The following is a 15638-nucleotide window of genomic DNA, read 5'->3' as shown; positions in this document are numbered from 1 at the left end:
GCTGCTGTGGCTGACCGGCGCGACCGGAACACCCGGAAGCCACCCTACGTCGGTAAGGGTCGCCTTCCTTGGACCGCTCGCATACTGGACGTCGTTCTGAGACGCTTCGCTGTGGCAATTTGCCATGTTTTCTCCGCCCCCGGGCGCTCTGTGTTCATCCTGATCTGTGCCGATTCGAACTCAGTCTTTTGGACTAGGACCCTTTGCCTGTCCGATACATGACCGCAGCGCCGGGCGCCATGGCCGTGGCACCGGTCGTTCGGCCGGCTCCGTCAGGAGTTGAGATACGTCAGCACGGCCAGCACTCGGCGGTGATCTCCGTCACTAGGTGAGAGCCCCAGCTTCTGGAAGATGTTGCTGACGTGCTTCTCCACCGCGCCGTCGCTCACGACCAGCTGTCTGGCGATCGCCGAGTTCGTCCGGCCCTCCGCCATCAGACCCAGAACCTCGCGCTCCCGGGGGGTCAGACCGACCAGCACGTCCTGCTTACGGCTCCGGCCGAGCAGCTGCGCGACCACCTCGGGGTCCAGCGCGGTGCCGCCCCTGGCCACCCGTACGACCGCGTCCACGAACTCCCGGACCTCGGCCACCCGGTCCTTGAGCAGATAGCCCACGCCCCGGCTGCTGCCCGCGAGCAGTTCGGTCGCGTACTGCTCCTCCACGTACTGGGACAGCACGAGCACGCCGATCCCCGGATGGTCCTTCCGCAGCTGGACCGCGGCCCGGACACCTTCGTCGGTGTGGGTCGGCGGCATACGTACGTCGGCCACCACCACGTCCGGCGCCGCGCCCTCCCGGGCCAGGTCGCCGACGGTCTTGATCAGCGCCTCGCCGTCCCCGACACCGGCGACCACGTCATGCCCGAGATCGGTCAGCAGCCGGGTCAGGCCCTCCCGCAGGAGCACCGAATCCTCGGCGATGACCACTCGTACTCTGTCCTCCACGACCGTGTCGCCCCCATGTCGAATATGCGTACGCGCTCCGCGCCCGCGCTGCGGCTCCAGCATCCCAGTATTCGTATCGGCGCGGGGCGCACTGACCCGGAACTGATCAAACTGGAAGACACGACTTCGGCGCACCGGACGATGTCCGGTGCGCCGCAGCCGCATATGCGTCTGTTATCCGTTCGGGGCGTCACTTCCGCCAGGGCAGCTCCGCCGTCACCGTCGTGGGACCGCCGGCCGGCGAGTCGACCACCAGGATCCCGTCCACCGCGTCGAGCCGCTCCGCGAGCCCCGCCAGGCCACTGCCCGACGAGGTGTTGGCGCCGCCCCGGCCGTCGTCCGAGACCTGGAGCATCAGCCGGTCCTCCATCCGCCACACGTCCACCGAGGCGCGGCTCGCGCGGGCGTGCTTGCTGACGTTCTGGAGGAGCTCCGAGACGGTGAAGTACGCGATGCCCTCGATGGCGGCCGCCGGGCGGGACTCCAGGTCGACCTCCACCTGGACCGGAACCGTGCAGCGGGAGGCGACGGAGGAGAGCGCCGCGTCCAGGCCACGGTCGGTGAGGACCGCCGGGTGGATGCCCCGCGCCAGGTCGCGCAGCTCCTGAAGCGCGACCTTGACCTCGCCGTGGGCCTCGTCGACCATCCGCGCCGCCGCCTCCGGGTCCGCCAGCAGCTTCTCCTTCGCCAGCCCCAGGTCCATGGCCAGGGCCACCAGCCGGGCCTGCGCCCCGTCGTGCAGGTCACGCTCGATCCGGCGCAGATCGGCGGCGGCCGTGTCCACCACGACGCCCCGGTCCGACTCCAGCTCGGAGACGCGCGTCGCCAGCTTGGACGGGCCGAGCAGCCCGGCGACCATCAGCCGGTCCACACCGGTCATCCCACGGATCAGCCACGGCGACGCGAGGACGAAGACGAGACCGACCACGCTGGTCGCGGCTATCTCGAACGGGGTGTCCAGATAGAAGTCGTTCGTGCCGTCACTGAAGAGCGCGATGCCGTCCTGATTCGTGTGCTCGGGGAAGACCCACTGCCACAGCGGGTAGAGGAAGAGGCTCCAGCCGGTGACCGTGAAGGTCACGGACACGATGAAGGAGAACAGCGCCCACGGGAAGTGCAGGATCCCGTAGAGCAGATGCCGCCAGGACACCCCGCTTTTCAGGACCGCGCCGACCCACGACATCAGACCGGACTTCTCCCCGCGCACGGGCAGCGGGCTCGCGACGTCCAGACCGAGCAGGGCCCGCGCCCTCGTCCGCTCGACGGCTCCCAGGGCCCGGCAGCCGATGAGCGCGGCGGCCAGCAGCGGAATGCCGAGGAAGGTCACGAGGAGCCCCGCACTGACCGAGATCGTCGTGACCGTGTAGACGAAGAAGAGGATGCCCATCGGAAGGTTGAGAAGGAGATAGACGAACTCCTTCCAGGTGCGGCCCGTGAACGGAGCGCGCAGTGCCGGAGGAAGGGTGTGGCGCTGTGGCTGTGTCCGCATGCCGTAATCCGTGGCCATCGAGTCGTCCGTTCTGCGAGCGGGGGCGGTCGTGCTTCATGTCGTATCTCTATGCTCGTCCGCCGGCAGCGCCCGCACCATGAGGGGTGTATCCGTCTTCACCCTGGGGTTTTCCCCACCCCCATGGTGCGGTTTTACGTCCCGCACACGGGGGTTGGGCGTCAGGACGCCTCGCGCTCGCGCTCCCGCTTCCGCCACGGAAGTTCGGCCGTGACGACCGTCGGACCGCCGACCGGCGAGTCGAGCACGAAGAGCCCGTCGACCGCGCCCAGGCGCTCGGCCAGCCCCGACATACCGGTCCCGCCGTCCAGCCGCGCACCCCCGCGCCCGTCGTCCTGGACCTGGATCAGCAGCCTGTCCTTCGTCCGCCACACCTCGACACCGGCCATCCGCGCACCGCTGTGCTTGCTGACGTTCTGGAGGAGTTCCGAGACGGTGAAGTACGCGATGCCCTCGATGGCCGCCGCCGGCCGCTCGTCCAGCTCGACGTCGACCTTGACCGGGACGGTGCAGCGGGAGGCGACGGAGGAGAGCGCCGCGTCCAGGCCACGGTCGGTGAGGACGGCAGGGTGGATCCCGCGCGCCAGGTCGCGCAGCTCCTGAAGGGCCAGCTTCACCTCGCCGTGCGCCTCGTCCACCATGCTCGCCGCCGCCTCCGGGTCCGCCAGCAGCTTCTCCTTGGCGAGGCCGAGACCCATGGCGAGAGCGACCAGACGGGCCTGCGCCCCGTCGTGCAGGTCACGCTCGATACGGCGCAGATCGGCGGCGGCCGTGTCCACCACGACGCCCCGGTCCGACTCCAGTTCCGCGATCCGGCTCTCCAACTCGTCGGACGGTGAGAGCAGCCCGCGCACCATGGCCCGGTCGGCGTTCGTGAGCCCGCGCACGATGTGCGGCAGCACCGGCCAGAGAAGGAAGAAGCTCACCGTGGTGATCGTGAAGGTCAGGATCCCCCAGGGCAGCCGGATGAACTCGTACAGCGCGGTGCGCCAGCCCACCGGGTCCTTCAGGCTCGTCCACAACCAGGAGAAGAACCCGTCGGTACCGCGTGCGCGCCGCTCCTCGCGGCTCCGGCCGCGCAGCGGGCTCGGCTCGTCGATCCTGACCCCCAGCAGGGCGCGCGCCCGTGCCCGTTCGGCCCTGCCGAGCAGCCGGGCACCGGCCAGGCCCCCGGCCAGCCAGGGCAGACCGATCACGGTGACGGACAGGACGACGCCGGTGGGCACGACGAACACGACATAGACGAAACCGGCGATCGACACCGGGAGATTGGCGAGGAGATGGGCGATCTCCTTCCAGGTGTACCGGTCGAGGGCGAGACGGGCCGGCGGCGGCCGGTCGTCGTCGGTGAAGCTGTTGCGGGCGGTCATAAGGTCCAAGCCTGCACGGCCGCGGGGGCGCACGCCATGGGGTGGCTGGGGGAGCGTCGGTAGGGATAACCCCACCACCCCCCTATGACCGGTGCGACCAGCGGGTGTGCCGCTCGGCGCGGCGTCCGTGCGCGGGCCGCGTGCCGACGCGTACGCCGACCCGTACGCGGACCGGTGTGGGACCCACGCATGACCCCGCCATGACTGATGCGCGACCGACTGCTTACGGTCCCTTTAGCAGGGCCTAGACTCCCGTGCGTACAGATCACGGACCAGATCCAGGAACACCGATCGGCGGAGCGAGGGGCGGGTGACGGACGTGCCGGAACCGACCGTTCTCGCGTCGGAGTACTTCCAGAGCTATTCGGTGGTCGGACTTCTCGCGGTCGTCGGCGTGCTCTTCGTCGCCGTGGCCTTCGGGGCGGGCCGACTGCTGCGGCCGGTGGTACCGACGCCCGAGAAGCTGCTTACGTACGAATGCGGCGTCGACCCGGTGGGCGAGGGCTGGGCACACACCCAGGTCCGCTACTACGTCTACGCCTTCCTGTACGTCATCTTCGCCGTCGACTCGATCTTCCTCTTCCCGTGGGCGACGGTCTTCGCGGCTCCGGGGTACGGCGCGACGACGCTCGTCGAGATGTTCATCTTCCTCGGCTTCCTGGCCGTAGGACTGCTCTACGCATGGAAGAAGGGCGTCCTGGAATGGACGTGACCCCCGCCGCTCCGGCAGCCGCCGCCTCGACGGCCGCGCCGGTCGCACTGCCCGACCCGCAACGCCTGGGCGTGCTCTCCCGCCTGGCGCCCGAGCCGATGAAGGTGGTCCTCAACTGGGGCCGCCGCTACAGCCTCTGGGTCTTCAACTTCGGACTCGCCTGCTGCGCCATCGAGTTCATCGCCGCGTCGATGGCCCGTCACGACTTCATCCGGCTCGGAGTCATCCCCCTCGCGCCGGGCCCGCGCCAGGCCGACCTGATGGTCGTGTCCGGCACGGTGACGGACAAGATGGCGCCGGCGGTGAAGCGGCTGTTCGAGCAGATGCCCGAGCCCAAGTACGTGATCTCCTTCGGCGCCTGCTCCAACTGCGGCGGCCCGTACTGGGACTCGTACTCCGTCACGAAGGGCGTCGACCAGATCATCCCGGTCGACGTCTACGTACCGGGCTGCCCGCCGCGGCCCGAGGCGCTGCTCCAGGGAATCCTCAAGCTCCAGGAGAAGATCTCCCGCGAGTCGCTGGGCGAGCGTTACGGCTCGAAGGGCCACCGGCCCAGCACGGCCGCGCTGCGCAGCGGGCTGGTCGCGGCGCCCCCGACGCCGGATTCGGCGCCGCCGACGCCGGGGGAGAACGCCTGATGACTTCGGCGACTTCGGACGCGTACGACCGGCTTCCCGACGGCGTCGCCGAGATCTTCGGCGCGGACGCCACGGCGGAGCGCGCGTACGACCTCCTGACGGTCGACGTGCCGGCCGCCTCCTGGCTGACCGCGCTCGAAACGGCCCGTGACGCGCTGGGGTGCACGTACTTCGACTGGCTGAGCGCCGTCGACGAACCGGGCACCGGCTTCCGCGTCAGCGCGCACGTCGCGTCGGTCGAACCCCGTGCCGTACGGCGCCTGTTGGTCCGTACGACGGTCCCGCACGAGGCCGCGGTGCTGCCGACGGCCCTCGGGGTCTACGCGGGCGCGGGCTGGCACGAGCGTGAGACGTACGAAATGTTCGGCATCTCCTTCACCGACCATCCCAACCTGGTGCACCTGCTGCTGCCCGAGACCTTCGAAGGCCACCCGCTGCGCAAGGACTTCGTCCTCGCGGCCCGGGTCGCGAAGGCCTGGCCGGGCGCGAAGGAGCCGGGCGAGTCCGCGCCGGGCCACACGGGCCCCAAACGCCGCCAGATGCTGCCGCCGGGCGTACCGGACCCCAACGAATGGGGCCCGCTCAAGGGCCAACTGCCCCCGGCCCCCGCCCGCCCGGCCCGCACCCCCCGCACACCGTCGGACCGCCCGCCCCGGCGCACCCGCAGCGTCACGGAAGGCTCCGCGACCCAGCAACCCCCGCCCCCGAAGCCCGCGTCGGCCCCTTGGCACGACCCCCGCCCGGCATTCGAAGACCCGTCGCAGGGCCCTTCGTCACCGGAACCGAAGGACGTGACGGACTCACCGCCCGCAGGCGAATCCGGGCCGAGGCCCAAGTCGCCGCCTGCGCAGGAGGGCGAGCCGACGGCTGCGCCGACGCCGGACGCGACGTCGAAGCCTGCGGCGGCGCCGGGTGTCCGGCCCGAGCGAACGCCGGAAGCCGAGCCGAAGGCCCCGCCAGGGGCGGCTTCGGAAGCCGGACCGGATCCCGAGCGCGCGCCTGCGCCGGAGGCGGAGCCGGAGCCCGCGCCGGACACCGGGGCGAAGCCCGAACCCGAGCCCGAGGCGGCACCGGACGCCGGAGCTGAGCCCCCGCCGGAAGGCGGGCCGGCCGAGTCCGGCGACAGGTCCGGCACCGATCGACCCGGAGGAGACGCGTGAACGACGTGCTCGACGTCGCCATTCGGTTGGTCATCGTCTTCGCCGCATTCCTCGTCCTTCCCCTCGTCGTCGGGCAGACCGAGCACAAGGTCATGGCCCATATGCAGGGCCGTCTCGGACCCATGTACGTCGGCGGGTTCCACGGATGGGCCCAACTCGTCGCCGACGGTGTGAAGTTCGCGCAGAAGGAAGACATCGTCCCGGCCGCCGCCGACCGGCGGATCTTTCAGCTCGCCCCGGCCGTCGCCCTGTTGCCCTACCTCCTCGTACTGGTCGTGATCCCGATCGGCCCCCAGGAGGGCGCGGTCGGCGAGGTCGTCGACGCGGGAATCTTCTTCGTACTCGCCGTGATGGGCGTCGGTGTTCTCGGCTCGCTCATGGCCGGCTGGGCTTCGGCCAACAAGTTCTCCCTGCTCGGCGGTCTGCGTACCGCCGCGCAACTGCTCGCGTACGAACTGCCGATGCTGCTCACCGCCGCCTCCGTCGCGATGGCGGCCGGCACCGTCTCCCTGCCCGGCATCCTCAACGCCTTCGAGTGGTGGTGGGTGCCCTGGCAGATCGTCGGCGCCCTCGTCTTCTTCGTCGCCGGTCTCGCCGAACTCCAGCGCCCTCCCTTCGACATGCCGGTCGCCGACTCCGAGATCATCTTCGGCGCCTACACCGAGTACACGGGGCTGCGCTTCGCGCTGTTCCTGCTCGCCGAGTACGCGGGCATCGTCGTCCTGTGCGGACTGACCACCGTCCTGTTCCTCGGCGGCTGGCACAGCCCCTTCGGCGGCGACGACCTCGGCTGGCTCTGGACGCTCCTCAAGACGTTCCTCCTCGCCTTCGTCGTCATCTGGCTGCGCGTCAGCTATCCACGACTCCGTGAGGACCAGCTCCAGAAGCTCGCCTGGACCGTGCTCATCCCGCTCGCCCTCGCCCAGATCGCCCTCACCGGCATCGTCAAGGTGGTGATCCAGTAAGTGCCTCCGATCCCCGGCAGCGGCCTGGCCAAGGGGCTGGCCGTCACGCTTCGTACGATGACCAGGAAGTCGGTCACCGCGCGGTACCCGGACACCCAGCCCGAACTCCCGCCCCGCAGCCGGGGCGTGATCGGACTGTTCGAGGAGAACTGCACGGTCTGCATGCTCTGCGCCCGTGAGTGCCCCGACTGGTGCATCTACATCGACTCCCACAAGGAGACCCTCCCCGCCACCGCCCCCGGCGGCCGTGAGCGCAGCCGGAACGTCCTCGACCGGTTCGCCATCGACTTCTCGCTCTGCATGTACTGCGGTATCTGCATCGAGGTCTGCCCCTTCGACGCGCTCTTCTGGTCACCGGAGTTCGAGTACGCCGAGACGGACATCCTCGAACTCACCCATGAGCGCGACAAACTCCGCGAATGGATGTGGACCGTGCCGGCCCCGCCCGCCCTCGACCCCCGTGCCGAGGAGCCGAAGGAGATCGGCGCCGCCCGCAAGACGGCCGACAAACTCGCGGCGGCGGAAGCAGCGGCAGCGGCGGAAGCCCCAGAGGCCGCCGCGGCCCCCCAGGAGCGGGAGGCCGACGAGTGACCCCCCTCGCGGCCGGCCACGGCTTCCTGTCCCCGACCGGCGTCGAGATCGCCTTTCTCCTCGTCGGTCTCGTCACCCTCGGCGCGGCCGTCATCACCGTCACCACCAAGCAGCTGGTGCACGCCGCGCTCTGGCTCGTCGTGACACTCGGCGGCCTGGCCGTCGAATACCTGCTGCTGACGGCCGAGTTCATCGCCTGGGTGCAGGTCCTGATCTACGTCGGTTCCGTCGTCGTCCTCCTTCTGTTCGGGCTGATGCTGACGAAGGCGCCCATCGGCCGTTCCCCCGACGCGGACTCGGAGAACCGGTGGGTCGCGCTCGCGGTGGCGCTCACCGCCGCCGTCGCGCTGGTGTGGGTGGTCGTGGACGCGTTCCGTACGACCTGGATCGATCTCGACGGCCCCGCCCAGGGGTCCACCGGGGTGACCGGCCAGTTCCTCTTCCGGCACTGGGTCCTGCCCTTCGAAGCACTCTCCGTCCTGCTGCTCGCCGCGCTCATCGGCGCGATCGTCCTGTCCCGCAAGAGCGAGGCCGCTCGCGGCAAGGAGCAGCGCTGATGCATCTCGCCTATCCCGCCGTCCTCGCGGCGCTGCTCTTCTGCACCGGTCTGTACGGGGTGCTCGCCCGCCGCAACGCGATCCTCGTGCTCATGTCCGTCGAGCTGATGCTCAACGCCGTCAATCTCAACCTCGTCGCCTTCGACGTATGGCTGCGCGACACCCTGCACGCGGGCCAGGCCCTCACCCTCTTCGTGATCGCCATCGCCGCCGCCGAGATCGGCATCGGCCTGGCGATCGTCCTGATGGTCTACCGCAACCGCGGCACCTCGGACGTCGACCGGCTCCGCGACAGCGTCGAGAGCGACGCGACCGACGAGGCCGCGGCCCGGTCCGTCGCGGCCGGGTCCGCCGAAGCCCGAGCCGAAGCCGGCGCCCCGGCAAAGAATGCTGAGGCCACCGCGTGACCACGACCACCCTCGCCGTCCTCGTCCCGCTGCTGCCGTTCCTCGGCGCGGTCGCCGGACTGCTCCTCGGCCGCAAGGCCCCCGGATTCGTCCGGCCCCTGGCCGTGCTGCCGCCGCTCGCCGCCGCCGTGCTCGCCGCGATCGTCGCCGTACGCCAGAGCGACGGACACGGCACCGGCGCACCGATCGACGCAGCGACCCAGCTCACCCCGACCGGCTCGGTCCCGATCGACCTCGCTCTGTACATCGACGGCTTCGCCGCCCTCGTGGCGATCCTCGTCGCGGTCGTCGCGACATGCGTGCAGATCTACTCGACGGGCTATCTGCGCGCCGACCCGCGCTACCCCTCGTACGCCGCTCTCGTCTCCCTCTTCACCTCCGCGATGCTGCTCGTCGTCTACTCCGGCGACCTGATGGTGCTGCTGGTCGGCTGGGAGATCATGGGCATCTGCTCGTACTTCCTCGTCGGCCACTACTGGGAGACGCCCGAGGCCCGCGCCGCCTCCCTGAAGGCCTTCCTCGTCACCAAGCTCGGCGATGTCCCCTTCCTGCTCGGCCTGTTCGCGCTCGCCGTCGACACCGGCACGTTCCGGATCACCGGCGTTCTTCAGTCCGTCGCGGACAACGGGCTCGACCACCCCACCCTGATCGCCCTGCTGCTGATCGCCGGTGTCGCGGGCAAGTCGGCCCAATTCCCGCTGCACACCTGGCTGCCCGACGCGATGGCCGGCCCCACCCCCGTCTCCGCGCTGATCCACGCGGCGACGATGGTCGCCGCCGGTATCTACTTCGTGGCCCGTCTCCTCCCCGTCTTCGCCGCCTCCGCGGCTGCCCTCGTGGTGCTCGCCGTGCTGGCCGCGATCACCATGGTCGGCTCGGCGCTCGCCGCCCTCGCGCAGGACGACATCAAACGCGTCCTCGCCTACTCGACCATCGGCCAACTCGGCTACATGTCGGGCGCGCTGGCCGTCGGCGACCGGGGCGCGGCCGTCTTCCACCTCATCTCGCACGGCGCCTTCAAGGCGCTCCTGTTCCTCGGTGCCGGCGTGATCATCCACGCCGCCGGCACCAACTCGCTCGCCGCCATGTCCCGGATGGGCGGCCTCGCCAAACGCGTCCCCGACGCCTACTGGACGATGACGATCGCGCTCCTCGCGCTCGCCGCCATCCCCCCGTTCGCCGGCTTCTTCTCCAAGGAAGCCGTCCTCGTCGCCGCCGAGCACACCGCGCTCGGCAAGTCGGACATCGCCCCGGACATCGCCGGCTGGACCGTGCTGGTCGCCGGCCTGCTCACCGCACTCCTCACCGCCGCCTACGCGACGCGCCTGTGGCTCCTCGCCTTCCGGGGCCGGGGCGTCGAGGCCGCCGACCACGGCAAGCAGCCCCTCTCGATGAACGCCGTCCTGTGGGTCCTCGCCGTCCCCTCGCTCGCCTTCGGCCTGACCGTCGGCGTCATCGCCCCCTGGCTGGACGCCCACAGCCTCACCCCGACGCTCACCACCTCCGTACTCGGCACCGGCGTCGCGCTCGTCGGCGGACTGATCACCTACGGCAGCTGGAGCCACACCACGGCGCTCGCCGCCCGCACCCCGATGGGCGCCGTCGCCGCGCACCCGGACGCCGAACCCGCCCTCTCCGAGGTCGAGGCCATGGCCAGCCACACCGCCGCCTACGGCAACATCGCCTCGGCCCCCGACCCCGCCGACCCCGGCCGGCTTCTGCTCGGCAGGCTCCACCCGCACGCCGCCGCCGGCTTCCACCTGGACGCCGTCTACCGCACCCTCTTCCAACGCCCGGTCCAGGGCGCGGCCCGGCTGGTCCGCTTCCTCGACCGCGAGGTCGTCGACACCTACGTACGCGGGGCGGGCACCGGCACACGCTGGCTCGGCGCCGCAGTACGCGGCGCGCAGACCGGCAATGTGCAGACCTACCTGGGCGCCCTGCTCGCCGGAACGGTCGTCCTGGCGATCGCCGCCGTACTCGTCGCCGCCGGAGCGTGAGCCGTGATCGATATCAGCCCGTCCGTGATGCAGTTCCTTCTCGCGTTCATCGTCGCCGCCCCCCTTCTGGGCGCGGCGGCGGCGCTGCTCCCCGCCCCGCCCGGACTCCGCGGCACCGGCCCCGACCAGGCCGTACTGCGCCACGGCGTGACCGTGACCGGCGCGATCCTCATCGCCGCGATCGTCCTGGCGCTCGGCTTCGACCACGACCAGCCGTCGAGGATGCAGGCCACGACGGACATCAGCTGGATCGCCGCACTCGACGTGCGGATCCATCTCGGCGTCGACGGCATCTCTCTCCCCCTTCTGGTCCTGACCGCGCTGCTGACCTTCCTCTGCGCCCTCTACAGCTACTTCAAGCCCCCGACGGGCCCCTCCCCGAAGGCCTTCGTCGCCCTGCTGCTCGTCCTCGAATCCGGCACCCTCGCGACCTTCGCCGTCCTCGACCTGCTGCTGTTCTTCCTGGCCTTCGAGATGGTGCTCATCCCCATGTACTTCCTCATCGCCCGCTGGGGCGGTGACGCGCGGCAGGCCGCCGCCTGGAAGTTCATCCTCTACACGCTGCTCGGCTCCGTGGTCATGCTGCTCGGCCTGCTGCTCGTCGGTCTGCACGCGGGCACATTCGACATGGTGGCACTCGCCACTGACAACGGCCGTGGGCTGAGTTCGTTCGTGCAGGTCACCGCCGTTCTGGCGATCGGGATCGGACTCGCGGTCAAGACCCCGATGTGGCCGTTCCACAGCTGGCTCCCGGACGCCCACACCGCCGCCCCGACCGTCGGATCCGTCCTCCTCGCCGGGGTCCTGCTCAAGATGGGTACGTACGGGTTCGTCCGTATCGTCCTGCCGATCGCGCCCGACGGGATGCGGACCTTCGCGCCGTACCTCGCCGCCCTCGCCGTCGTCGGCATCATCTACGGCTCCCTGGCCTGTCTCGCGCTCGCCCGGCAGGGCGCGGGCGGCGACCTCAAGCGCCTCATCGCGTACTCCTCCGTCGGCCACATGGGCTTCGTGCTCCTGGGCATCGCGTCCATGACCCCCACCGGCGTCAACGGCGCGCTCTTCGCCAACGTCGCCCACGGCCTCATCACCGGCCTGCTCTTCTTCCTGGTGGGAGCGCTCAAGGACCGCTACGGCACCGCCGACCTCGACACCCTCGCCGGCGCCACCGGCGCGGCGCTGTACGGCCGCGCCCCGCGCCTCGGCGGCCTCCTCGCCTTCGCCGCCGTCGCCTCGCTAGGCCTGCCCGGCCTCGCCGGATTCTGGGGCGAGATGCTCGCGATGTTCGGCGCCTTCGACCCCGCCGACGGCCTCAGCCGCCCCGCCTTCGTCACCTTCACGGCGATCGCCTGCTTCGGCACGCTGCTCACCGCCGCGTACCTGCTGATCGTCGTCCGCCGCGTCTGCATGGGCGCGCACCCCCAGCAGATCACCGAGCCGAAGGAACAGCGCGACCCGCTGCCCGAACTCGCCGACGTCCAGGGCTACGAACTCGCCGCCTGGACCCCGCTCGTCGCCCTCACCGTCCTCGCCGGCCTCTGGCCCGCCGTCCTCCTCGGCCTCACCGACCCGGCCGTGCAGAAGCTTCTCGCAGGAGGCAAGTCGTGACCGTGGCCGCTGCCCAGGGCGCCGCCGACAGCGCCGCCAGCCTCGTCCAGTCCGTCGACTGGCTCGCGATCGCGCCCCCGGCCCTCACCGCCGTCGTCGCGCTCGTCGTCCTGATCGCCGACCTGTTCGTCCCGGAACGCCGCAAGCCGCTCCTCGGCGTCCTCTCCGTCGCCGGCCTCGCCGCCGCGCTCCTCCTGCTGATCCCCATCCGCGCGGGCGACCGGTCCACCTTCTGCCTGACGTCGGACGCCGACGTGTGCAGCTACACCGCCGACCACTTCACCCTCGTCATCCAGCTCCTGGTGCTCGGCGGCGCACTGCTCACCGCGTTGCTCTCCGTCACCGAACTCAGCGGCGCCAAGAAGCTCCCGGCGGGCGAGTTCTGGTTCCTGCTGCTCTCCTCGGCGGCCGGCGCCGCCCTCCTGCCCGCCGCGCGCGACCTCGCGACCCTCGTCGTCGCCCTCGAAGTCGCCACCCTCCCCGCCTTCGCGCTGGTCGGCCTCAAGCGCGGCGACCGGCTGTCCTCCGAGGCGGCGCTCAAGTTCTTCCTCTCCTCCGTGGCGGCCACCGCCGTCATGCTGCTGGGCGTCAGCTTCGTGTACGCCACCACCGGCACCCTGCACCTCACCGAGATCGCCACCCGGCTCGACGACGTCCCCGGGACGCTCGAAACCCTCGCCTCGGCCGGAGTCGCCCTCACCCTCGTCGGCTTCGCCTTCAAGGCCGCCGCCGCGCCCTTCCACTTCTGGGTCCCCGACACCTACGTCGGCGCGCCCCTGCCCATCGCCGCGTACCTGTCCGTCGTCAGCAAGGCCGTCGGATTCTCCGGCCTGATCCTGGTGACGGTCATCGCCTTCCCGAGCCACTCCGACGTATGGGGCCCGGTCGTCGCGGTACTCGCCGCGCTCACCATGACCGTCGGCAACGTCGCCGCCCTGCGCCAGTCGGCCACGCGCGCGTGGAGCGCGGTACGCCTCCTCGCATGGTCGTCCGTCGCCCAGGCCGGCTATCTCCTGGTGCCGATCGCGGCGGCAGCGTACGCGGGCACGGACCAGATCGGCTCCACCGTCGCGTACGCCCTGATGTACGCCGTCGTGAACCTCGGCGCCTTCGCCGTCGCCGCCCTGGTGGCCCGTACGAAGCCCCTGAACCGTCTCGCGGACTACCGCGGCCTCGCCTCCGAGCGCCCGCTCGTCGCCCTCGCCATGGGCTTCTTCCTGCTCTGCCTGGCCGGACTGCCGCCCGGTGTCGTCGGCCTCTTCGCGAAGGTCACGGTCTTCTCCTCGGCCGTGGACGCGGGACTCGGCTGGCTGGCCGTCGTGATGAGCGTCAATGTCGTCATCGCGCTCTACTACTACCTTCAGTGGACGGCCGTCCTCTTCCGCGCCCCGGAGACGGCCGAGGAGGGCGCCTCCGAGGCCGGTCCGACGCCCCCGGCCGCCGGACCCGCCCCCCAGCCAGTCGGCCCCCTGGCGGGCCACCGCGCCCCCGCCCCGATACTCGCCGCGATCGGCCTGACCACCGCCGTGGGCATCGCCCTGTCGGGAGCGCCCCAGCTGGTCCTGCGCTTCGCGGCCGTAAGCCTCTTCTGAGGCACGCGCCCCGCGAGGAGCCCGCCTCACCCGCCCCCCACCGCCACCCGTACGGCGTACGGCCCCGTGCGGGCGCGCCAGGGAACCCGTGACCCTCGCCTGGCGTTGACCAGTGAGTAAGGGTCCACTGGAGAGTGGAGCGACGTCACGTAGAGGGTTCCCCTGCCGCATGATTTGGAGGGCGTTCCGTGCACCGCCGGCACAACGGGTTGAGGACCGCCGCACTCCTCGGGGGACTGTCCGCACTCATCATCGTCATCGGCAGCGTCTTCGGCCGGACGGGGCTGATCGTCGCGGTCGTCGTCGCCCTGGGCACCAACGCGTACGCGTACTGGAACAGCGACAAGCTGGCGCTGCGCGCCATGCGCGCCCGCCCGGTCAGCGAGTTCGAGGCGCCGAAGCTCTACCGCATCGTGCGCGAACTCTCCACGACCGCGCGCCAGCCGATGCCACGGCTCTACATCTCGCCGACGCAGGCCCCCAACGCGTTCGCCACGGGCCGCAACCCCCGTAACGCGGCCGTCTGTTGTACGGACGGCATCCTCCAGATCCTGGACGAGCAGGAGCTGCGCGGAGTCCTCGGCCACGAGCTGAGCCATGTCTACAACCGCGACATCCTGATCTCGTCGGTCGCCGGCGCCCTCGCCTCGGTCGTGATGTTCCTGGTGAACTTCGCCTGGCTCATCCCCATCGGCCGCTCGGACGACGACGAGGGCCCCGGCCTCGTCGGCATGCTGCTGGTGATGATCCTCGGCCCGCTGGCCGCCTCGGTGATCCAGCTCGCGGTGAGCCGTTCCCGGGAGTACGAGGCGGACGCGGCGGGCGCCCAGCTCACCGGTGATCCGTTGGCCCTCGCCAGCGCCTTGCGTAAGCTTGAAGCAGGTACGAAACAGCTGCCGTTGCCGCCAGAGCCACGAATCGAGACGGCGAGCCATCTGATGATCGCCAATCCGTTCCGGCCCGGGCAGGGTGTGTCGAAACTGTTTTCCACGCATCCGCCGATGGCGGAGCGCATCGCCCGACTAGAGCAGATGGCAGGTCGACGCCCATGAAGACAATCCTCAACATCATCTGGCTCGTTTTCAGTGGCTTCTGGCTGTTCCTCGGTTACATGTTCGCGGGACTGCTCCTGTGCATCACGGTCATCGGCATCCCCTTCGGCATCGCCGCGTTCCGGATCGCGATCTACGCGCTGTGGCCGTTCGGCTACACGACGGTGGAGCGCCGCGACGCCGGATCACCCTCGTTCGTCGCGAATGTGCTGTGGCTGGTTCTCGCGGGCTGGTGGCTCGCCCTCGGCCACATCTTCACCGGGATCGCCCTGTGCGTGACGATCATCGGCATCCCGCTCGGCCTCGCGAACTTCAAGCTGATCCCCGTCTCCCTGCTGCCCTTCGGCCGCGAGATCGTCCGGACGGACCAGACGTTCGCGGGCTGGTGACCCCAGCCGTGCCGTACGGCACGTCGTAGGACCCCGGCGGCAGGCCCGGCAACGCTGTGGCCTGCCGGCCTTCACGTATGTCCGGCCCGAAGCGGGGTAGTTGACCCGTCGGGCCGCTCATGGCTGTCCAGCCGCCCACCGTGAGA

Annotated in this window: 15 protein-coding genes; 12 read left to right on the top strand and 3 right to left on the bottom strand. The window is 70.6% G+C overall.

What is annotated here, in order from left to right; all coding sequences use genetic code 11:
* Positions 1-272 precede the first annotated feature (272 nt).
* The 3 genes from ACFWHU_RS28920 to ACFWHU_RS28910 all read right to left on the bottom strand — a co-directional run bounded on the left by ACFWHU_RS28920 (position 273) and on the right by ACFWHU_RS28910 (position 3821).
* Positions 273-944 (bottom strand): response regulator transcription factor, encoded by a 672-nt coding sequence (locus tag ACFWHU_RS28920; RefSeq protein WP_078075602.1) that lies wholly within the window; start codon positions 942-944, stop codon positions 273-275.
* Positions 945-1134: 190 nt separating this feature from the next.
* Positions 1135-2451: a sensor histidine kinase gene (locus tag ACFWHU_RS28915; RefSeq protein ID WP_385791696.1), complete on the bottom strand. Its 1317-nt coding sequence runs from the start codon at positions 2449-2451 to the stop codon at positions 1135-1137.
* A 161-nt stretch (positions 2452-2612) separates the two neighbouring features.
* Positions 2613-3821, bottom strand: a complete 1209-nt coding sequence (locus ACFWHU_RS28910; protein WP_385791695.1) for a sensor histidine kinase — start codon at positions 3819-3821, stop codon at positions 2613-2615.
* A 310-nt stretch (positions 3822-4131) separates the two neighbouring features.
* Here ACFWHU_RS28910 and ACFWHU_RS28905 point away from each other — a divergent pair, with 310 nt between their 5' ends.
* From ACFWHU_RS28905 to ACFWHU_RS28850, 12 genes are all read left to right on the top strand, one after another.
* On the top strand, positions 4132-4533 hold the full coding sequence (locus ACFWHU_RS28905; protein ID WP_023539403.1) for an NADH-quinone oxidoreductase subunit A: 402 nt from the start codon (positions 4132-4134) through the stop codon (positions 4531-4533).
* Positions 4524-5171, top strand: coding sequence for an NADH-quinone oxidoreductase subunit B (locus tag ACFWHU_RS28900; RefSeq protein WP_385791693.1), 648 nt, complete (start codon positions 4524-4526; stop codon positions 5169-5171). Before ACFWHU_RS28905 ends, ACFWHU_RS28900 begins: the two co-directional genes overlap by 10 nt.
* Entirely contained in the window at positions 5171-6331 is a 1161-nt protein-coding gene (locus ACFWHU_RS28895) for an NADH-quinone oxidoreductase subunit C (RefSeq protein ID WP_387228368.1), read from the top strand. Before ACFWHU_RS28900 ends, ACFWHU_RS28895 begins: the two co-directional genes overlap by 1 nt.
* The gene (locus ACFWHU_RS28890) at positions 6328-7296 is read left to right on the top strand and encodes an NADH-quinone oxidoreductase subunit H (protein WP_387228366.1); all 969 of its coding nucleotides are present in this window, start codon (positions 6328-6330) and stop codon (positions 7294-7296) included. Before ACFWHU_RS28895 ends, ACFWHU_RS28890 begins: the two co-directional genes overlap by 4 nt.
* Positions 7297-7887, top strand: a complete 591-nt coding sequence (locus tag ACFWHU_RS28885; protein WP_385791688.1) for a NuoI/complex I 23 kDa subunit family protein — start codon at positions 7297-7299, stop codon at positions 7885-7887. It begins immediately after the preceding gene.
* Positions 7884-8444 (top strand): NADH-quinone oxidoreductase subunit J, encoded by a 561-nt coding sequence (locus ACFWHU_RS28880; RefSeq protein WP_387228363.1) that lies wholly within the window; start codon positions 7884-7886, stop codon positions 8442-8444. Before ACFWHU_RS28885 ends, ACFWHU_RS28880 begins: the two co-directional genes overlap by 4 nt.
* Complete coding sequence (nuoK, locus tag ACFWHU_RS28875; RefSeq protein WP_385791684.1) at positions 8444-8851, top strand: NADH-quinone oxidoreductase subunit NuoK; 408 nt, start codon at positions 8444-8446, stop codon at positions 8849-8851. Before ACFWHU_RS28880 ends, nuoK begins: the two co-directional genes overlap by 1 nt.
* Positions 8848-10851: an NADH-quinone oxidoreductase subunit L gene (locus tag ACFWHU_RS28870; RefSeq protein WP_387228360.1), complete on the top strand. Its 2004-nt coding sequence runs from the start codon at positions 8848-8850 to the stop codon at positions 10849-10851. The genes nuoK and ACFWHU_RS28870 overlap by 4 nt, the downstream gene beginning before the upstream one ends.
* 27 nt (positions 10852-10878) lie before the next feature.
* Positions 10879-12459: a NuoM family protein gene (locus tag ACFWHU_RS28865; protein WP_385791773.1), complete on the top strand. Its 1581-nt coding sequence runs from the start codon at positions 10879-10881 to the stop codon at positions 12457-12459.
* Positions 12456-14051 carry an NADH-quinone oxidoreductase subunit N gene (locus ACFWHU_RS28860; protein WP_387228358.1) on the top strand — a complete coding sequence of 532 codons (1596 nt, stop codon included), beginning with the start codon at positions 12456-12458 and terminating at the stop codon, positions 14049-14051. The genes ACFWHU_RS28865 and ACFWHU_RS28860 overlap by 4 nt, the downstream gene beginning before the upstream one ends.
* A 188-nt stretch (positions 14052-14239) precedes the next feature.
* Positions 14240-15103, top strand: a complete 864-nt coding sequence (htpX, locus tag ACFWHU_RS28855) for a zinc metalloprotease HtpX (protein WP_385791678.1) — start codon at positions 14240-14242, stop codon at positions 15101-15103.
* Positions 15100-15492: a YccF domain-containing protein gene (locus ACFWHU_RS28850; protein WP_385791677.1), complete on the top strand. Its 393-nt coding sequence runs from the start codon at positions 15100-15102 to the stop codon at positions 15490-15492. Before htpX ends, ACFWHU_RS28850 begins: the two co-directional genes overlap by 4 nt.
* Positions 15493-15638: the final 146 nt, after the last annotated feature.

Source organism: Streptomyces sp. NPDC060366 (assembly GCF_042725135.1).
Taxonomy (GTDB): domain Bacteria; phylum Actinomycetota; class Actinomycetes; order Streptomycetales; family Streptomycetaceae; genus Streptomyces.
Note: the sequence above shows the minus strand (reverse complement) of the source record. Positions and strands in the feature narration are given on the sequence as shown.